General features: G+C 61.3%; 17 protein-coding genes and 1 pseudogene. 14 read left to right on the forward strand and 4 right to left on the reverse strand.

Translation table 11 applies throughout. The features are described from left to right. Window positions 1-270 precede the first annotated feature (270 nt). Complete coding sequence (locus G405_RS0106405) at window positions 271-1,383, reverse strand: hypothetical protein (protein ID WP_028284586.1); 1,113 nt, start codon at window positions 1,381-1,383, stop codon at window positions 271-273. 153 nt (window positions 1,384-1,536) lie between these two features. Between G405_RS0106405 and G405_RS0106410 the strand changes: the two genes are divergently transcribed. The 6 genes from G405_RS0106410 (at window position 1,537) to mdh (ending at window position 6,145) form a co-directional block, all read left to right on the forward strand. Next, a complete protein-coding gene (locus G405_RS0106410) occupies window positions 1,537-2,679 on the forward strand; it encodes an iron-containing alcohol dehydrogenase (protein ID WP_022700685.1) in 1,143 nt (380 codons plus the stop codon). Further along, on the forward strand, window positions 2,676-3,128 hold the full coding sequence (locus tag G405_RS0106415; RefSeq protein ID WP_022700686.1) for an acyl-CoA thioesterase: 453 nt from the start codon (window positions 2,676-2,678) through the stop codon (window positions 3,126-3,128). The genes G405_RS0106410 and G405_RS0106415 overlap by 4 nt, the downstream gene beginning before the upstream one ends. Before the next feature lie 47 nt (window positions 3,129-3,175). Beyond that, on the forward strand, window positions 3,176-3,319 hold the full coding sequence (locus G405_RS16945) for a hypothetical protein (protein ID WP_022700687.1): 144 nt from the start codon (window positions 3,176-3,178) through the stop codon (window positions 3,317-3,319). A gap of 3 nt (window positions 3,320-3,322) precedes the next feature. Next, a complete protein-coding gene (gene zapE, locus G405_RS15220; protein WP_022700688.1) occupies window positions 3,323-4,426 on the forward strand; it encodes a cell division protein ZapE in 1,104 nt (367 codons plus the stop codon). A 52-nt stretch (window positions 4,427-4,478) separates the two neighbouring features. Then, window positions 4,479-5,048, forward strand: coding sequence for a hypothetical protein (locus tag G405_RS0106430; RefSeq protein WP_156861398.1), 570 nt, complete (start codon window positions 4,479-4,481; stop codon window positions 5,046-5,048). Window positions 5,049-5,176: 128 nt separating this feature from the next. Next, window positions 5,177-6,145: a malate dehydrogenase gene (gene mdh, locus G405_RS0106435; RefSeq protein ID WP_022700690.1), complete on the forward strand. Its 969-nt coding sequence runs from the start codon at window positions 5,177-5,179 to the stop codon at window positions 6,143-6,145. A 59-nt stretch (window positions 6,146-6,204) separates the two neighbouring features. Here mdh and G405_RS16950 read toward each other — a convergent pair whose 3' ends face one another. Next, window positions 6,205-6,360, reverse strand: a complete 156-nt coding sequence (locus G405_RS16950; RefSeq protein ID WP_022700691.1) for a hypothetical protein — start codon at window positions 6,358-6,360, stop codon at window positions 6,205-6,207. Between the two features lie 33 nt (window positions 6,361-6,393). Between G405_RS16950 and G405_RS0106445 the strand changes: the two genes are divergently transcribed. Beyond that, complete coding sequence (locus tag G405_RS0106445) at window positions 6,394-7,419, forward strand: aspartate-semialdehyde dehydrogenase (RefSeq protein WP_022700692.1); 1,026 nt, start codon at window positions 6,394-6,396, stop codon at window positions 7,417-7,419. Between the two features lie 225 nt (window positions 7,420-7,644). On the opposite strand, the gene G405_RS0106450 is transcribed toward G405_RS0106445, so the two are convergent. Continuing rightward, entirely contained in the window at window positions 7,645-8,397 is a 753-nt protein-coding gene (locus G405_RS0106450) for a hypothetical protein (protein ID WP_022700693.1), read from the reverse strand. A 266-nt stretch (window positions 8,398-8,663) separates the two neighbouring features. On the opposite strand from G405_RS0106450, the gene G405_RS0106455 reads away from it, so the two are divergent. Both G405_RS0106455 and G405_RS0106460 read left to right on the forward strand, forming a co-directional pair. Further along, window positions 8,664-11,078, forward strand: a complete 2,415-nt coding sequence (locus G405_RS0106455) for a TonB-dependent receptor plug domain-containing protein (RefSeq protein ID WP_028284587.1) — start codon at window positions 8,664-8,666, stop codon at window positions 11,076-11,078. A gap of 87 nt (window positions 11,079-11,165) precedes the next feature. Continuing rightward, the gene (locus G405_RS0106460) at window positions 11,166-12,422 is read left to right on the forward strand and encodes an aminotransferase class V-fold PLP-dependent enzyme (RefSeq protein WP_233345999.1); all 1,257 of its coding nucleotides are present in this window, start codon (window positions 11,166-11,168) and stop codon (window positions 12,420-12,422) included. A 12-nt stretch (window positions 12,423-12,434) separates the two neighbouring features. Here G405_RS0106460 and gshB read toward each other — a convergent pair whose 3' ends face one another. After that, window positions 12,435-13,379 carry a glutathione synthase gene (gene gshB / locus G405_RS0106465; RefSeq protein WP_022700696.1) on the reverse strand — a complete coding sequence of 315 codons (945 nt, stop codon included), beginning with the start codon at window positions 13,377-13,379 and terminating at the stop codon, window positions 12,435-12,437. Between the two features lie 154 nt (window positions 13,380-13,533). On the opposite strand from gshB, the pseudogene G405_RS17295 reads away from it, so the two are divergent. The 5 genes and pseudogenes from G405_RS17295 to G405_RS16775 all read left to right on the forward strand — a co-directional run. Next, window positions 13,534-13,650 (forward strand): annotated as a pseudogene (locus G405_RS17295) (hypothetical protein); the annotation flags it as partial. 87 nt (window positions 13,651-13,737) lie between these two features. Then, on the forward strand, window positions 13,738-15,330 hold the full coding sequence (locus G405_RS0106470; protein ID WP_233346000.1) for a tetratricopeptide repeat-containing sulfotransferase family protein: 1,593 nt from the start codon (window positions 13,738-13,740) through the stop codon (window positions 15,328-15,330). 45 nt (window positions 15,331-15,375) lie between these two features. After that, the gene (locus G405_RS0106475; RefSeq protein WP_022700698.1) at window positions 15,376-15,879 is read left to right on the forward strand and encodes a hypothetical protein; all 504 of its coding nucleotides are present in this window, start codon (window positions 15,376-15,378) and stop codon (window positions 15,877-15,879) included. 21 nt (window positions 15,880-15,900) lie between these two features. Further along, window positions 15,901-16,407, forward strand: a complete 507-nt coding sequence (locus tag G405_RS0106480; protein ID WP_156861400.1) for a hypothetical protein — start codon at window positions 15,901-15,903, stop codon at window positions 16,405-16,407. A gap of 140 nt (window positions 16,408-16,547) precedes the next feature. Further along, complete coding sequence (locus G405_RS16775; RefSeq protein WP_169447500.1) at window positions 16,548-17,573, forward strand: SIR2 family protein; 1,026 nt, start codon at window positions 16,548-16,550, stop codon at window positions 17,571-17,573. Window positions 17,574-17,580: the final 7 nt, after the last annotated feature.

Raw genomic sequence — 17,580 nt, forward strand, 5'->3', positions numbered from 1 at the left:
CCCGCATCTCTTCCCCGGCGAAAGCCGGGGCCCAGAGCCGGATGCGTAGCGCTTGATGATCTCTGGATCCCGGCCTGCGCCGGGAAAGAGAAAGACGTCTAAACCTCTCATGCCTGTCATCCCCCGGATGAACCGGTGAATGACATGACTGCAAAAGCTGAAACCCCGGCCAAGCGAAGCGCAGAGCCGGGGCCTCCATCACGATGTGGCGCCTATAGCGGAGGGAGGTCCCGGGTCTCGTCATGCTCGCCCGGGAATTCAGAAAACTACCTACCGCTTATGCGCCTCACGAATGGCTTCCATGTGCGCCACCGCGCGGGGTTTGCCCTTGCCGCCGCAGAATTTGTATTCCTGCGTGCCTTCGGTGACGATCACATCGGTGTCGAGGGCGGCAGTGGTCGCGTAGGTGAAGCCCGCGGGCAGCTTCTTGTAGATTGGCGTGAAGTCGCGCCCGGCGGTGCTTTCATACAGCGCCTTGATGGAATCCACGACGAAGTAGGTTTCCTGAAAATCGCTGATCACATAGTCCGTCCGCATGACGCGCTCAGGCACCATCTTGATCCGGTGCGGGCTGTCTGAGTACAGCGAGAACAGGGTCTCGTCCGGGCTCGACAAGATGCCGGCGCCGTAAACGCGCAATTCGCCCTCTTCCATGATCAGGCCGAACTCGACGGTGTACCAGTAGACCGAGCCGAAATTCTTCAGCCGGTTATACTCGATCGCCCGACGGCCGCCCGCGCCATAGGCCTGGATGTAATCGGCGAAAAACGGGTTCATCAGCATCGGCACATGGCCGAAGATGTCGTGGAAGGTGTCCGGCTCCTGCAGGTAGAAGAGGTCGTCCTCCACCGCGGTGTATTCGACAAATTCCGGCGCACGGCCCTGATTGGCGTCCTTGACCTTCTTGGTCTTGGGATTACCGCCGCGAATGAAGACGCCCGCCGGGAAGCGGCGGTTTTCCAGATGCCAGAAGAAGATATTGTCCGGGATCAGCTCGGGCACCGGCACCACCGTCCAGCCCGTGGCCGGTTTCAGGATGGCGTTGATGTCGTCAAAGCTCGGGATGCCGTCCTTGAACAGATGCTCTAGTTGCTCGAACCCCTCCATGAAGTCCTTGCAGGCCCGACCGGGCAGCATCTTGCGCTGGTTCTCAAACAGGAGCCGCCAGCGGGCGTGTTCGGCCGGAGTGTAGTCAGGCTGGCGCTTGAGCTGCCAGCTCTCGGAGATGAAATCCTCATCGCCCAGACGATAGCCTTCAGGACGGATCGCGTAGCGGTGCAGCGCCCCGCCCGGCCCGGTCAGGCCATTGCCTGAATCCTGCACGAGGGGGTCATAATAGGCGCGCCCCATATCCGGTATCGATGTGGAAACTTCGTCGAGCATCGTCGCCTCCTCTGGCTGGCCGGTCAGGCTGGTCTGCGCGCAAAGAACAGGCATACTGTGCCTGTTTCAAGGGTCTGCTGAAAGAGACCCTGTTCATATCACACGCGACGCATCCGCGCAGTCCGAGCCCGCATACGGGAGGAGCCGACCGCCATGACCACCGCTTTCACCTTCACCACGGTCCCCAAAACCCTGTTTGAAGCAGGTTCAAGCGCGCGCCTGGCCGAAACCGCCGCCCCGGCGCTGAAAGGCGCGAAACGCATCCTGTTCGTCACCGATCAGGGCGTTTTGAAGGCCGGGCTGGCGGATGCGGCGCTGGCGGGGCTCAAAGACGCCGGGCTCAAGGTGCATGTCTATGACAAGGTGGTCGCCGACCCGCCTGAAAGCACGGTGTTTGAAGCGGTGCAGGAAGGCCAGGAATTCGGCGCCGAGGCCGTGATCGGCTTTGGCGGCGGCAGCCCGATGGACACGGCGAAAGTCGTCGCAGTCCTGCTGTCAGGCGAACAATCGCTGTCGGGCATGTATGGCGTGCAACAGGTGCGCGCGTCTCGCCCGCCGCTGATCCTGCTGCCCACCACCGCCGGGACCGGTTCGGAAGTGACCAATGTGGCGGTTCTGACCACGGGCGCGACCTCCAAACGTGGGATCGCAGCCGATCCTCTGTATGCGGACATGGCGATCCTGGACCCCGATCTGACGCTGGGCCTGCCCAAGCACCCCACCGCCTATACCGGCATCGACGCTATGGTCCATGCGATCGAGGCTTTCACCAATCGCCGCTCTAAAAACCCGATGTCGGACGCGCTGGCGCTGACCGCGCTCAAGCTCTTGCACGGCTCGATCCTGCGCGCGTGTGAAGATGGCTCGGATCGCGAAGCGCGCGGCGACATGCTACTGGGCGCCATGCTGGCGGGTCAGGCCTTCTCCAACTCGCCCTGCGCCGGGGTGCACGCCATGGCCTATCCGCTGGGCGGCATGTTCCATGTGCCGCACGGGCTTTCAAACGCCGTCGTGCTGCCGCCGGTGCTACGCTATAACGCACCCTCCGCCGAGGATCAGTATGCGGAGATTTCCGCGCATCTGGGCCTGAAGCCGGGCTCGACCGGCCTGATCGACGAGATGGACCGCATCGCCGAGGCCGTGGGCATTGAGCGTCGCCTCTCGCAACTCGGCATCAGCCATAATGACGTGCCGACCATGGCCGAGGACGTGGCCGCCAATGATCGCCTGCTGCCCAACAATCCGCGCGAGATGACCTACGCCTCCATCGTGGCGATGTATGAGGAAATCCTGTGAGCGCAGAGCGTCAGGCCCCGGCGACGCGGGCGGAGTTCAACCAGTTCGAACCCATCGAGACCCGGTGGGCGGACAACGACGTCTACGGTCACGTCAACAATGTCGTCTATTATGGCTTCTTTGATACGGCGGTGAACCGTCGGCTTGCGAGGGCGGGCCTGTTGGACATCGAGCACGGCGAGACCATTGGCCTGGTGGTGGAGACCGGCTGCCGCTATCACGCCGCCACCGCCTTCCCCGATCAGCTGGAAGCGGGCGTGCGCGTGGCGCGCATCGGCTCCAGCTCGGTGCGCTATGAAATCGCCATCTTCAAGCACGGCGAGGACAGCGCCGCCGCCGAAGGCTTCTTTGTCCATGTCTATGTGGACCGGCAGACGCGCAGGCCGAAGCCGCTGCCCGATGCGTGGCGGGCGGAGCTTGAAGGCTGGAGGGGTCAGCAAACCGGCTGACAACACGCCGTCATCGCCTCGCAATCCTTCTGCAACCTCATAATGCTATGACCGCGACCATCTTGGCGGGACGGGCGCATCGGGGTATCGAAGCGCCCATGCGCACCCTCAAACGTCCCGCTTGTGTCTGGCTCGCCGCCGCAATCAGCTTTGCGCTGATCGCCGCGGCGGCTTTGGTCTGGAGCCTTTAACCCATGGGTCCTGTGGACAGCCTGAAACAGGCGGTGGCTGAAGGCCGACTGCAACCCGACCCTGGCCAGGCCGAAATCGCTGAGCACCTGCAAGCGCTCTGCGAGGCGCTGGCCGAGTGGAATGAAGGCAAGTCGAGCTTTTTCAGCAAATCCAAACCCGCGCCCAAGGGGATGTACCTGTATGGCGGCGTGGGAACCGGCAAATCCCTGATGATGGATCTGTTTTTTGACGCCGCCCCGGTGTCGAAAAAGCGCCGCGTGCACTTTCACCAGTTCCTGCAAGAGATCCAGGCGCGCATCACCCATGAGCGCGAGAAAAAGGATTCCGATCCTTTGCCGCGTGTCGCCAAGGCGCTCGCCAAGCAGACGCGGCTGTTATGCTTTGACGAACTGCAGGTCACTGATGTGGGCGACGCGATGATCTTGGGCCGTCTGTTCGAAGGCCTGTTCGCGGAAGGGGTGGTGATGGTCGCCACCTCAAACCGTCACCCTGACGATCTGTATAAAAACGGTCTGAACCGTCAGCTGTTTGAGCCTTTCATAGACCTGATCAAGGACACGCTCGACGTTCAGGAGCTGGATTCCGGCCGCGATTATCGCCTGGAGCAGCTGGAAGCTGCGCCGGTTTATTATCACCCGCTGGGATCGGAAGCGGATTCAGCGATGGACACCGCCTTCAAGCGCCTGACCCGCGGCGCCAAGGTGCAGACCTGCATTCTTGATGTTCAGGGTCGCGAATTGGTGGTCCCGCGCCAGGCCGCCGGCGTGGCGCGCTTCAGCTTTGAAGAATTATGCGCCAAACCGCTGGGCCCGGCGGATTACCTGATGGTGGCGGAAACCTTCCACACGGTGATGATCGACCGGGCGCCGCTTCTGACCCCGGACAAACGCGATCAGGCCAAGCGTTTCGTCACCTTGATCGACGCGCTCTACGAGGTCAAAACCAAGCTGGTCATGAGCGCGGCGGTGGAAGCGGCGAACCTCTATCCTGAAGGGGATTTCGCGTTTGAGTTCCAGCGCACCGTCTCGCGTCTGTTCGAGATGAGCGGGCACGCCTATCTGGCCGCTGAACGCCGGACGGGAGACACGGATACGCAATCTGAATGACGCATCACAGTTAACAGGGCACACTGGTCATTATTGTCTGGGGAGACGTATGATGATCCGTGAATTGCTTGCCCTGAGCGCCAGCGCGCTAATGGTGACGGGATGCTCTGAAGCCCGCATGCCCGCTGCGTCAAACACCGACACAGACGCCGAAACAGCCCAAACGGCCTCGTTTGACGTCAGTGTCAGTTTTGAGCCTGGCGGTTACTTTCTGCCCAATGGCGGGCTGACGGCCGGCGGATGGGATGTGGACCATCTGTTTGTCGGACACCGGATGGATTTTGACGCCTGGCGGGAGTCCGGCGCCGCGGCGGACAACATTCCGGTCTGGCTGAGCCTGAACCCGGTTGATGGCGAAACGGCCGTGAACGAGCTGGGCCAGACCTACTGGCTTGATAATCGCCGCATCCGCCCGAGCAGCCTGACCCTGACAGACGGAGCGTTTGAGTTCCGCGCCCAGGATGAAATCCTCGGCCTGATCCTGATTTCAGGTCAGATCCAGCCAGACTATCTGCACACGAGCGTCTCGCCGCAACCGGACGCGCCCGCCCTTATCGGCGGCGCAGAGATCGGCGGAGACCGCATTCGCAATGTCAGTTTCATGCACTGGCTGGGCGATTGACGGTCGTGTGAGCGGTCTTCTCCCGTCTGTGCATTGCACTTCGCCGCTGAGCGGAGTAGATCAGGCACACCCGTCTTCGCGCCTGCATCAAAAGGCGCGCCCCCTCGCAAGGCTTGAGGAGTATTTCCATGGCTCGCAAAAAGATCGCCCTTATCGGCGCCGGCATGATCGGCGGCACCCTGGCCCATATCGCTGCTCGTGAAGAGCTGGGCGACGTGGTCCTGATGGACCTCAACGAAGGCACCGCCAAAGGCAAGGCGCTGGATCTGTGTGAGGCGAGCCCCGTCTTCGGCAAGGACAGCCATCTGACCGGCGGTTCGGTTGAGGACTACACCCCGATCGCAGGCGCGGATGTGTGCATCGTCACCGCCGGCGTGCCGCGCAAGCCGGGCATGTCCCGCGACGACCTGCTGGAAATCAACCTCAAGGTCATGAAATCGGTCGGCGAAGGCATCAAGAAGCATGCCCCGAACGCCTTCGTGATCTGCATCACCAACCCGCTGGACGCCATGGTCTGGGCGCTGCGCGAGTTCTCCGGCCTGCCGCACAACAAAGTGGTCGGCATGGCGGGCGTTCTGGACGCCGCGCGCTTCCGCTGGTTCCTGGCCGAAGAGTTTGACGTGTCCGTGGAAGACGTCACCGCCTTCGTGATGGGCGGACATGGCGACACCATGGTGCCGCTGACCCGCTATTCCACCATCGCCGGCGTTCCGGTTCCCGACATGGTCAAGATGGGCTGGTCCACCGACGAGAAGATCGACGCCATCGTCGACCGCACCCGCAAGGGCGGCGGCGAGATCGTCGGCCTTCTGGGCAATGGCTCGGCCTTCTACGCCCCGGCGGAAAGCGCCATCGCCATGGCGAAATCCTATCTCAACGACAAAAAGCGCATCCTGCCCTGCGCCGCGCACCTGACCGGCCAGTTCGGCGTGGACGGCCTGTATGTGGGCGTGCCGATCCAGATCGGCGCCAATGGCGTTGAGAAGATCGTCGAAATCACCCTGAACAAGGACGAGCAGGAGATGTTCGACCATTCGGTGGATTCGGTGAAGGGCCTTGTGGAAGCCTGCAAGAAGATTGACCCCAGCCTGGGCTAAACGTCTGGTCTATCCGGTGTGAAAACCCCCGGGGCCAGACTGGCCCCGGGGGTTTTTCTTTAAGGCTCTTCATCAGACCGGTCATACCGGTCCATCACCATGCAGAACCTGATGGCGACGGACACCAGCACACCCAGCATGATCGCCGTAAAACCGGTCTGAACAAGAGCAAGAATAGCTGCAAAACCACCCATCAGGGGAATGTAGCCAAACATAAATCAACCGTCAGCTGAAATCGAGGAAGCATTATGGGTCTCAACGTCGCCGTTCTGGGCGCTACGGGCGCTGTCGGTCAGGAAATGCTGACCATTCTGGAAGAACGCCTCTTCCCCGCCGAAACCGTCTATGCCCTGGCCAGCCGTAAATCGGTCGGCCGCGAAGTCTCTTATGGCGACAAGACCCTCGTCATCAAGGACGCCGACACGTTTGATTTTTCCACCGTGGATATCGTGTTGATGAGCGCGGGCGGAGATGTCTCACGCGAGATGTCGCCCAAGATCGCCAAGGCCGGCGCGCTGGTGATTGATAATTCCAGCGCCTGGCGCATGGACCCGGATGTGCCGCTGGTGGTGCCGGAAGTGAACCCGGACACGCTCAATGAGCGCCCGAAGAAGAACATCATCGCCAATCCCAACTGCTCCACCATCCAGACCGTGGTGGCGCTGAAACCCATCCATGATGCGGCGGGGATCATCCGGGCCAATTGCTCGACCTATCAGTCCACGTCGGGCGGCGGCCGCGAGGCGATGGACGAGCTGTGGAACCAGACCAAGGCGATCTACGTCAACGACCCCATCGAGCCTGAGATCTTCCCCAAGCAGATCGCCTTCAACGTCATTCCGAAGATCGACGTCTTCATGGAGGACGGCGCCACCAAGGAAGAGTGGAAGATGACGGTGGAGACCAAGAAGATCCTTGATCCCAAGATCAAGCTCTTCGCCACCTGCGCCCGCGTGCCGGTCTTTGTCGGCCATTGCGTCGCCGCCCACCTGGAGCTGGAACGCGAGCTCAGCGCAGAAGACGCCCGCAACCTGCTGCGTGAAGCGCCGGGCCTGATGGTGATCGACCGCGCCGACGAGGACGAGCCGCAATTCGTCACCCCGGTGGAAAGCGTCGGCGAGTTCGCCACTTTCGTCAGCCGCATCCGCAACGACCCCACCGTCGAGAACGGCCTGGCCATGTGGATCGTGTCCGACAATCTGCGCAAGGGCGCAGCGCTCAACGCCGTCCAGATCGCCGAAGTGGTGGTCAACAAGGGCTGGCTGAAGAGGTAGGCGAGCAATCTTATCCCTCTCCCCCTTTCCAGGGGGAGAGGTCGGGTTTCAGCTTTCATCCTCTCTGATTGTCATTCACCGGTTTATCCGGGAAATGACATGTGAGGTAAAACGTTGGTCGCTCTTTCCCCGCGCAGGCGGGGACCCAGTGATCATGGAGCACTGCGTTGGCGACTCTGGATCCCGGCTTGAGGCCGGGAAAGAGGGGAAGACATCAGGCGCTTCCTACCGCACCTTGGACAGCGCCAGATCACGCGCCGCTCGCAATTCCGGATCCGCGGTGTTTTCCAGCACGAAATGATCGACGCTGAGATCCAGCCCCAGCGCGCGGATGGCGGCGGATTGCGCTTCCCACTGGCCGCCCACGGGCCAGCCGCAGCCTTCGGACGGGAAAGCCGAGACTCGCAAGGGCAGAGAGCCCGTCAGGCAGGCATAGGCTTCAAACGCATTCTCGACCGCTTCGGGCACATGGATCGGGCTGATCGGCACGCCGTCATAGATCTCGCCGCGGTCTTCGGTGCCGTTCATGATGGCGTAGTCGCGCGTCGTCAGAAGCGTCGCCCAGACCCGAACCGAGCCGCCGGGGCGCTCCACCAAAGTCGCCGGGATCGAGCCATAGACCGCGATGCGGTTGGCGTAGGCGACCACATGGTCCGGCACGTTGATCTGAATGACGGGAATGGCGACGTCATCGAGATGATCGCGGAACTTGCGGCGCAGCTGGGCCGGCGCGGCGTTTGAACCGACCGCCGCAACGGCGTGATAGGCGCCGCGGTCGAACTCGGCGAGCCGTTGTTCGCCCAGCGCATCGGCCATGCGCACAGGTCCCTTGGCGTGATCAATGATCCAGTCGCCAAACCCGCCGCTCGTCTGCATCAAGGGCCAGGTTGCGCCGTCGAGAAAGATGAAGGGCGTTTGCGGACGCGGGAACGGATAGCTGAGCGCCCATTGCAGGTGCAGGGTGTCGGTGTCGATCATCGCGGCGCGCCTCCTTGACGTGGTGTCTTACTATCATGAATCCGGTGTCAAAACCCCATCGCTCATTATAGCGGGATTGATCCGAGCTCGGACTATAAGTGCATAAAATAATTACATAAATTTTTCAATCTGTCGCCGAAGCATCGCTGTTCCGTCACACGCCGCCCCTAACCATTCACGGTCGACGCCGCCACCACATTTGAGCGGACGCGTTGCGGTGCATGGGGTCCCGCAGCGTCATCGACGCGTTTTTGGAGGGACAATTCATGCGCATCCTGCTTCTTGCCGGCGCTGCCGCCGCAGCTCTGGCTCATCCAGCCTTCGCCCAGACACAATCCGAAGCGGACACCAGCGCCGCCGCACGCGATGACATCATCGTCGTGACCGGCACGCGCCGTGAAGGCCGGACAGCTCTGGATTCTCTGGCGCCCGTAGACGTGATCTCCGGCGTGGCCCTCGACAGCGTGGTGTCTGATGAACTGATGGATTCCCTAGCCGTTCTGAACCCGGCCTTCTCCATCCAGCGCCTGCCGATGGCGGACGGCGCCATTTTCATTCGCCCGGCGCGTCTGCGCACCCTGTCACCTGACCAGACCCTGGTTCTGGTCAATGGCAAGCGTCGCCACCGGGCGGCTTTGCTCGGCTCGCGCGGCGCCCAGTCCACAGACATGGCCGCGTTGCCTGCGTTCGCGGTGAGCCGGGTTGAAGTTCTGCGCGACGGCGCCTCGGCGCAATATGGCTCTGACGCGATCGCCGGCGTGATCAATGTGATCCTGGACGAGACGGTTGGACTGCGCGCCTTCGCCCAGGCCTCCCAGTATTACGAAGGGGACGGCGAAGAATATCAGATCGGCGCCCAGCTGGGCTTTGAACTGGGAGACGGCGGCTTCGCCACGGCGACGCTTGAGCATGTGACCGCCGAGCGCACCTCGCGGTCGCGCCAGCGCCCGGACGCCATCGCGTTCGAACAAGCGACCGGCATTCAGGTCGCCGACCCGGTGCAGAACTGGGGTCAGCCTGAACGTGAGGTCGTGCGCTTCGCCCTGAACGCCGCCGCTCCGATCACCGACTTTGTTGAAGGCTACAGCCACGCCACCTTCACTCAAGGCCAGGGCGTCAGCGACTTCAACTGGCGCAACCCGGCTTTCACCAGCGCCTACCGCACCAGCCCGCTGGACCCCGCTTATGATCTGAGCGCCATTTTCCCGGCCGGTTTCTCCCCGCAGTTCGGGTCCGAGGATCAAGACTATGAGGTTGTGGCCGGTCTGCGCGGCGACCTGGATTTCGGGCTGAGCTGGGATTTCAGCGCGTCTCGCGGCCGCAATGAAGTCGATTACTTCATCTACAACACCATCAACGCTTCGCTGGGTTCGCAAAGCCCGACCAGCTTCAACGCCGGCGTGCTGGCCCAGCAGGAAACCAATTTCAATCTCGACTTCGTCTATGGCTGGGCGGTCGACGCCTTCGCAGCACCCGTCAACGTCGCTTTCGGCGTGGAAGCGCGTGAAGAGACGTATGAAATCGAAGCCGGCGACGAAGCGTCCTACGCCGTCGGTCCGCTCGCTGTTGACGGCCTGCCGTCAGGCTCCAACGGGTTTCCGGGTTATTCTGATCGGCAGGCGGGAAGCTTCTCTCAGGACAGCTATGCCGGTTATGTCGATCTGGAAGCGCCTGTCACGGATCGTCTGACGCTGGCTGCGGCGCTGCGTTTTGAAGACTTCTCGGAGTTCGGCTCCACCACTGACTACAAGCTGTCAGGCCGGTATGAGCTGACCGAGGCTCTGGCGATCCGCGCCACCACCTCCACCGGCTTCCGCGCCCCGACCCCCGGTCAGCTGCGCTCTGAACGCACCTCGCAAGGGCTGGACAGCACGACGCTGAACCTTGTCACCTCAGGGCGTTTCAGCCCAGTCGGTCCGGTGGCGGACATCATCAACGCCCGCGCAACCGGTCCTGAGATCACGGCGCTGGACGCTGAAACCTCCCAGAACTATTCGCTGGGTCTGACCTACCAGCATGCCAGCGGTTTCACCCTGACAGCCGATCTGTATCAGATCGACGTGGAAGACCGCTTTTCGACGCTTGGCAGCTTCACCCTGACCGATGCCGAACGGGCCCAGCTGGCGGCGCTCGGGGTTCCGGGCGGAGAGAGCATCACCCGCGTCTCCTTCTTCCAGAACCAGTTTGACACCCGCACCCGCGGTCTCGATCTGGTGGCGAGCTATGGCTTTGATCTGGGCGAAGGCGCCGTCACGCTGACGGGCGCGTATAACTACAACGAGACCGAGGTCACCGGTGAAGCCGCCAGCGGCGTGTTCAACGATGTGTCGCGCACCGTGTTCGAGCAGGGTCTGCCTCAGCACAACGCCGTTCTCAGCGCCGATTACGCTCTGGGCCGGTACAGCGTGAACGCTCGCGCCCGATATTATGGCGAATGGACGGACACCGATGACAGCGCCAACGTCATCTATCAGGACTTCGGGGCGGAAATCTTCGTGGATCTCGGTCTTCGCGTCGAGCTGAACGAAAACTTCGCCATGCGCGTCGGGGCCGAAAACATCTTCGACGCCTATCCCGATGAATCGCGCCGCCAGGCCAATCGCGGCCTGATCTACTCACGCAACGCCCCGTACGACACCGACGGCGGCAAGTACTATCTGCGCCTGGAAGCCAATTTCTAGGACTGCAAATCTGCACAGGCACAGGGGCGCCGTTGATGCGGCGCCCCTGTTGCGTTTCCCAGCTGAGACGAGTTCCCGATGCCGCTTATGACCCGCCGATCAATCTTCTCCGCCGCCGCCGGCTTGTCTCTGACCGGAGCAGCTCGCGCTTTGCCCGCTGTCAGCGCCAACCCGCTTGACGCCGCGCAAGATGAAACATTCTGGGCTGAAGTATCCGGGCTCTACGATGTCACTGATGAGATCATTCACCTGGAACACGGCAATTGGGGGATGATGGCGCGGCCGGTGCAAAGCGCCTATCTCGCGCATGTGGAGACCGTGAACCGCCGCAATTCCTATTATGCGCGGCGCGAATTCTGGGCCGAGGCGCGCGCCATCAAGGACCAGATCGCCTGGACTCTGGGCTGTGACGCGGACGAAATCGTCCTGACTCGCAACGCCACCGAAGCGCTGCAAGCGTTGATCGGCGGCTATAACAAACTCTCATCGGGCGATGGCGTGCTGTACGCGGATCTCGATTACGGCTCCATGCAGACCGCCATGGGCTGGCTGCGCGAGCGGCGCGGCGCGGATCTTGTGACTATCAACCTGCCCGAACCCGCCACGCGCCAGGGCCTGATCGACGCCTATGAACAGGCGCTGATCGCCAATCCGCACGTTCGCCTGATGCTGCTCACCCATCTCAGCCATCGCACCGGGCTGGTCCTGCCGGTGTCTGAGATTTGCGCCATGGCGCGCGCCCGGCAGGTGGATGTGATTGTGGATGCGGCCCATTCCTGGGGGCAGATCGACTTTCAGGCCGCTGATCTTGGCGCTGATTTCATCGGCTTCAACCTGCACAAATGGATCGGCGCGCCGCTGGGCGTCGGCCTGATGTATGTGCGCAAAGACCGGATCGAGGATATTGATCCGTTCATGGGCGAAGCCGTGCGCGGCCCCGGCGACCTGTCGGCGCGCGTCCACACCGGAACGACCAATTTCGCCGCCATTCTCGCCATTCCTGCAGCCCTCGATCTGCACGCCGCCATTGGCCCGGCGCGCAAGGCGGCGCGTCTGAGATATCTGCGCAGCCTCTGGGTGGACGCCGCGCGGGAGGCGGGGTTTGAGGTGCTCACCCCTGATGAGCCGGGGCTGCACGCCGCCATCACCTCGTTCAGAGCGCCCGGCCAAACAAGCCCTGAAGACAATATCACCCTGGCGCGCCGCCTGCTGGAGGAGCACCGGATCTTCACCGTCCATCGCACAGGCGTCGCCCAAGGGGCGTGCGTGCGCGTGACGCCGGGCGTCTTCACATCACCAGACGATGTGCGCGCGCTGGCGGACGCCCTGCCGCGACTGATCTGAGTGAAGCGGGCGTCATGCCCGCTTGGCTTCCACCCAGTCGATCAAAAGCGCTGACACGTCGACGCCGGAAAAGCGGCGCAATTCCTGGATGCCGGTCGGCGAGGTGACGTTGATCTCGGTCAGATAATCGCCGATCACGTCAATGCCGACAAAGACCAGGCCGCGGCGTTTCAGCTCCGGGCCGATGATGCGGCAAATCTCAAGATCGCGCTCGGTGAGGTCGGACTTCACCGCCTTGCCGCCCACATGCATGTTGGCGCGCACCTCGCCCTCGGCCGGCACGCGGTTGATCGCGCCCACCGGTTCGCCATCCACCAGGATGACGCGCTTGTCGCCATTGCGGACATCGGGAACAAAGGCCTGGACCATCAAGGGGTCGCGGCTGAGTTGCTGGAACAATTCCACCAGCGAGGCGAGGTTCTCCGCCGTCTCGCGAATGCGGAACACTCCCGCCCCGCCATTGCCGAACAGCGGCTTGACCACGATGTCGCGATTATGGCGCTCGAAGAAGTCGCGGATATCCTTTTCCGAGGACGTGATCAGGGTGGGCGGCATGACACCTTCAAAATGGGTGACGAAGAGTTTTTCCGGCGCATCGCGCACATGACGCGGATCATTGACCACCAGCACCTGGTCCATGACATGCTCAAGCATGTGGGTGGTGGTGATATAGCTCATGTCAAAAGGCGGGTCCTGACGCAGGAAGATCGCGTCCACCCCATGCAGATCCAGCCCTTCAGGCTCTGACAGAGTCACATGCGCGCCTTGCACCCGCTCCAGCGTTTTCACCCGCTGCGCCATGGCGCGGACCTTGCCGTTCTCAAGGCTGAGATCCTTCGGCTCATACACCCAGATTTCATGGCCGCGCCCGAACGCCTCCAGCGCAATGTCGAAGGTGGAGTCCGCGTTCACATCGACACCGGTGATCGGGTCCATCTGGAAAGCAATCGTCAGCATGAAAGGCCTTTCGGGCAATGGCGGGGTCACTGCGCAGACAGGTAGGGGATCACGGGGCGGAATGGAAGATGGGCGCCAAGACTTCACAGACCACACACGATCTGGTTGTGTTCATAGACCATGGCGAAAGCCGCAATCTGAGATGGTTGTCTTGATGACTGTAAACCGGTCCATATCTCAAGCGCGAGCCTTCGAAAAACGCGGCGATGTGCAAACCGCTGCGCGCATATATGAATCCATTCTGGACTCTCATCCTGGCAATGCGCGCGCACGGCGGGCCCTTCAAAAACTGAAGGAGGCTCCAGCCCCTGACCAATCTCAAGCACCTGACGCGGGACTGTCAGACCTTTTTTCGGGGGTGGCGTCCGGTCAGGCGGCGGACGTCGTCAAACGGGCCTTGGCGCAACAAGCGCGATACGCAAAAACGCCCCTCTACTGGGTCTTGCTTGCGGATGCGCAGAAACGTCTCCGGCAGTTGGACGCGGCGCTGGACAGCTTTCGCAAGGCCGTTCGCCTGAATCCCGATTTTGCGCCTGCACAGTATAATCTGGCGAACACCTTGTTTGACCTTGAACGTTTCGATGAGGCGGAGCCTGTTTACCAGCACGCCCTGACCCTGACGCCGCCACACGCCCCTGCGCTGAACAATCTGGGCGTCATTCAGGCCTCCCGGCGCGAATACGCCCTGTCCGTAGAGACCTTTCGCCAGGCGATCCGCATCAACCCCGGTTTGAGCGAAGCGCACTTCAATCTGGGCAGTAGTCTCTATGAACTCAGCCTGTGGCGCGAAGCAGCGGAGAGTCTCGAACAGGCTGTCAGACTGGCGCCCCGACACCACCGAGCATTCAAGCTGCTCGGCGACGCTCATCTCAAGCTGGGTGATTTCGAGGCTGCCGAGGCCGCCTTCCGGAAGGCCATTTCGGCGAAACCCGATTTCGTGGACGCCTACAGATCACTCGGCCTGATGCGCGCATACGCGGCGGATGACCCAATGCTGAGCCGACTTGAAACGCTGGAGGGGCGGCCAGACCTCTCCCTGGACAGTCGGTGTCAGCTGCACTTCACTCTGGCGAAAGCCTATGACGACCAGCGCAAGGACAATCTGGCGTTCGACCATTACGTGAAAGGCAATGCGACACGCAGCGACATCACGAACTATGACATCGCTGAAGATCAGGCGCTGTTTGAAGCGCTGACCGCTGCGGCCAAACACCTGGCGGCGCTCGCGCCGGCTACGCGCGACACGACGCTCAAGCCGACCCCCATATTCATTCTGGGAATGCCACGCTCGGGCACGACCCTGGTTGAGCAGATTCTGGCGTCGCATTCAGCTGTCAGCGACGGCGGCGAACTTCCCTATGCTCTTGAGTTCGGGTTGCAGCTGGCCAGAGGACAGGTCCCGGCAAGCCCGGACGCGTTGCTGGACTTCCAAACCCAGTATCTCGAAGCTGTTGGCGAACACGATCAGGGTCTGGCCTGCGTCACAGACAAAACGCCCCACAACTTCCTTCTCACCGCGCTGATTTGCAGCGCGCTGCCGCACGCCAGGATTGTTCACACCCGGCGCAAGGCCGAAGCCGTTTGCTGGTCGAACTTCACCCGATACTTCACGTCAAAACATACAGGCTACAGTAATGATCTGGAGGATACGGTCGCCTATTACCGGCTGTACCGGACATTCATGGATCAGATGGGCGCCTTGTTCCCCGGCAGAATTCATGAGCTGGATTATGACCAGCTGACCGAAAATCCTGAGAAGCTGATCCGCGGTCTGCTGGACAGTCTCGACCTGCCGTGGGAGCCGGCGTGCCTGACGCCAGAAGAGAACAGGCGCAGCGTCGCAACCGCCTCATTCCGTCAGGTCAGGGCTCCCATCTACACAGGGAGCTCGCAGGCCTGGCGACGGTTTGAGCCCTTCATCGGCGATGCATTCGCCGCTTTCCAGCAATAGAGCTTTCTCCTTGCCGGGATTTTGCGCGCCCCATAAACTCGCCCAATGCGCGAGTTTTTCTCACCTCTGCTTGGTCTGCTGGCTCTGGTCGCCTGCGCCCCGCTGGAGCCGCATCAACAGCGCATACTGGACGCCTGCGGCACGCTGGAGCGCGATTACACGCGGTCTGTCCAGGCGGCAGAACGCGGAGACCTCGCCGCGATAGACTGCGAGATTGCGGTCGCCGATGGCGTGTTCATGGGGCCGGACGACCCGCCCAACGCCATCACCAGCGTCAGCTATCGCTATCTTCGCTGGATCGTCACAGGTGAACAGCCCGCAGACATCGCCGAACTGGCCGGGCTTCTCGACCAGCAAGCCCTCGAAGCCAACCTGTCGCTGATTTTCACCCATCATCTGGAAGCGACCGGCCAGCTTTATGCCGGACGCTATGACGCGGCGGGGTGCTTCCTGCGCCCGCCGCGCATGGATCAGCTCTACCAACGCGCCCAGCCGCACCCTGACATGGCGGCGTGCGAGACCGCCGTGCGGGACCATCCGTTTGGCTAGAGGGCAGGAAAGGCTGGAAAGATGCGTATGATCCTCGTCTGCATGGCTCTGGCTCTCGTTCTGACGGGCTGCAGCCGTCTTGAACCCCATGAGCAGCGCATACTGGAGGCGTGCGGGACGCTAGATCCAGATTTTGACGCCACGCGTCAGGCCGCCTATCGCGGCAAGCTCGCCGCCATTGATTGTGAGATCGCCATCGCCGACGGCGTTTTCATGGGGCCGTATGATGACCCGCCCGATGCCCTGTTCAGCGTGACCTTCCGCTATCTGCGCTGGATCGTGACAGGCGAGCAGCCCGACGACATTCTCGAACTCGCCGCCCTCTGCGACCAGTTCTATCTGATCAATCGTCTGACCATTCACTATGATCAGTATCTGATCAAGACGGGGCAGTCCTATTCAGGGCTTTTTGACAAAAACGGCTGTTTCCTGCGCCCGCCCCGCATGGACCAGCTCTATCGCGCCGCCCAGCCCCATCCGGACTTGGCGGCGTGCGAGAGCGCGGTGCGGGACCATCCCTTCGGTTAGGTCAGGCGGCGGCGCGTGCGCGTTTAGGGCAGGAAGAATAAAAAGAGGCCTTCCACTCATCGAGTGCCAGTTCCTCTCTCTTGCTTTGAAATCCCCTATAAAGAATATTCCTCCACACGCTTTCCCCAATGAGAGATCGCATGGAACTAGAAACTCTTGCTCGGCTCTGCCAAGATTGCGTACAGAAAAATCCAGTGATCGTACTCGGCAGTGGGGCTTCTATCCCCCATGGCATTCGCGGTATGGGCGACCTCGCTACATGGCTTCGCGATTCTGTAATCACGGAGGGGGACGAGGAGAGAGACGCGTGGCTGCTTGTCAGAACGGCACTCGCCAACGGAGACCATTTGGAAGCCGCACTTGATGGCAAACAACTTCCCCCATCTTTGGTGGTAAAGATCGTCCGTTCGACGTGGGACTTCATTGCACAAGACGACTATGAGCTATTGAAATCCGCCATCAAGTCAGAAACTATCTTCCCCCTTCGATCATTGTTTCGTGGCCTCTTTCGAAGTACTAATCGCAATATTCACGTAGTAACCACCAATTATGACCGAGTGGCAGAATACGCTTCTGATTCTGGTGGGTACATCCACAGTACAGGCTTCCTCCCAGGATACCTTCGACGGGCGGATGGTGCTGAAAACCTACTATTCAAACAGGGCAACCAGCCAGCTCGAACGGTGTCAATTTGGAAGGTTCATGGTTCGTTAGATTGGTTTATTGACCCAAGTGGTGGCGTTCTGTCGCTCCCGATGACGAGTGAACTCCCAGAAGGCCTCACCCCACTCATCGTGACTCCTGGCGTAAGCAAGTACCAACGGACTCACGACGAGCCTTTCCGTAGCGCCATCCAGGGTGCGGATCGCGTTCTTCAATCTGCCTCGGCATTTGTTTGTTTGGGGTATGGATTCCGGGATAGTCACATACACCCGAAGCTGGAGAATCGATGCCGCGTACATGATGCGCCGATACTGGTGGCCGCGCGGACTCTGACGCCAGAAGCTAAGAATTTCCTCCGAAACAACGCTGGACGGCATTATCTCGCGCTTGAACACGATGTTGATGGAACAAAAGTCTATAATCGAGACCATCCAGATGGGGTCATAGTGTCCGGCGGAAATTATTGGGATTTATACGAACTCAATCAATTAGTCGGTTTCTAGGGGGTAC

The organism is Oceanicaulis alexandrii DSM 11625, assembly GCF_000420265.1.
GTDB classification, from domain to species: domain Bacteria; phylum Pseudomonadota; class Alphaproteobacteria; order Caulobacterales; family Maricaulaceae; genus Oceanicaulis; species Oceanicaulis alexandrii.

Bases quoted from the DNA above. Each gene is read 5' to 3' on its own strand.
- G405_RS0106405 (WP_028284586.1), bottom strand. From the start codon at position 1,383: ATGCTCGACGAAGTTTCCACATCGATACCGGATATGGGGCGCGCCTAT.
- G405_RS0106410 (WP_022700685.1), top strand. From the start codon at position 1,537: ATGACCACCGCTTTCACCTTCACCACGGTCCCCAAAACCCTGTTTGAA.
- G405_RS16945 (WP_022700687.1), top strand. From the start codon at position 3,176: ATGACCGCGACCATCTTGGCGGGACGGGCGCATCGGGGTATCGAAGCG.
- zapE (WP_022700688.1), top strand. From the start codon at position 3,323: ATGGGTCCTGTGGACAGCCTGAAACAGGCGGTGGCTGAAGGCCGACTG.
- G405_RS0106430 (WP_156861398.1), top strand. From the start codon at position 4,479: ATGATCCGTGAATTGCTTGCCCTGAGCGCCAGCGCGCTAATGGTGACG.
- mdh (WP_022700690.1), top strand. From the start codon at position 5,177: ATGGCTCGCAAAAAGATCGCCCTTATCGGCGCCGGCATGATCGGCGGC.
- G405_RS16950 (WP_022700691.1), bottom strand. From the start codon at position 6,360: ATGTTTGGCTACATTCCCCTGATGGGTGGTTTTGCAGCTATTCTTGCT.
- G405_RS0106445 (WP_022700692.1), top strand. From the start codon at position 6,394: ATGGGTCTCAACGTCGCCGTTCTGGGCGCTACGGGCGCTGTCGGTCAG.
- G405_RS0106450 (WP_022700693.1), bottom strand. From the start codon at position 8,397: ATGATCGACACCGACACCCTGCACCTGCAATGGGCGCTCAGCTATCCG.
- G405_RS0106455 (WP_028284587.1), top strand. From the start codon at position 8,664: ATGCGCATCCTGCTTCTTGCCGGCGCTGCCGCCGCAGCTCTGGCTCAT.
- G405_RS0106460 (WP_233345999.1), top strand. From the start codon at position 11,166: ATGACCCGCCGATCAATCTTCTCCGCCGCCGCCGGCTTGTCTCTGACC.
- gshB (WP_022700696.1), bottom strand. From the start codon at position 13,379: ATGCTGACGATTGCTTTCCAGATGGACCCGATCACCGGTGTCGATGTG.
- G405_RS0106475 (WP_022700698.1), top strand. From the start codon at position 15,376: ATGCGCGAGTTTTTCTCACCTCTGCTTGGTCTGCTGGCTCTGGTCGCC.
- G405_RS0106480 (WP_156861400.1), top strand. From the start codon at position 15,901: ATGCGTATGATCCTCGTCTGCATGGCTCTGGCTCTCGTTCTGACGGGC.
- G405_RS16775 (WP_169447500.1), top strand. From the start codon at position 16,548: ATGGAACTAGAAACTCTTGCTCGGCTCTGCCAAGATTGCGTACAGAAA.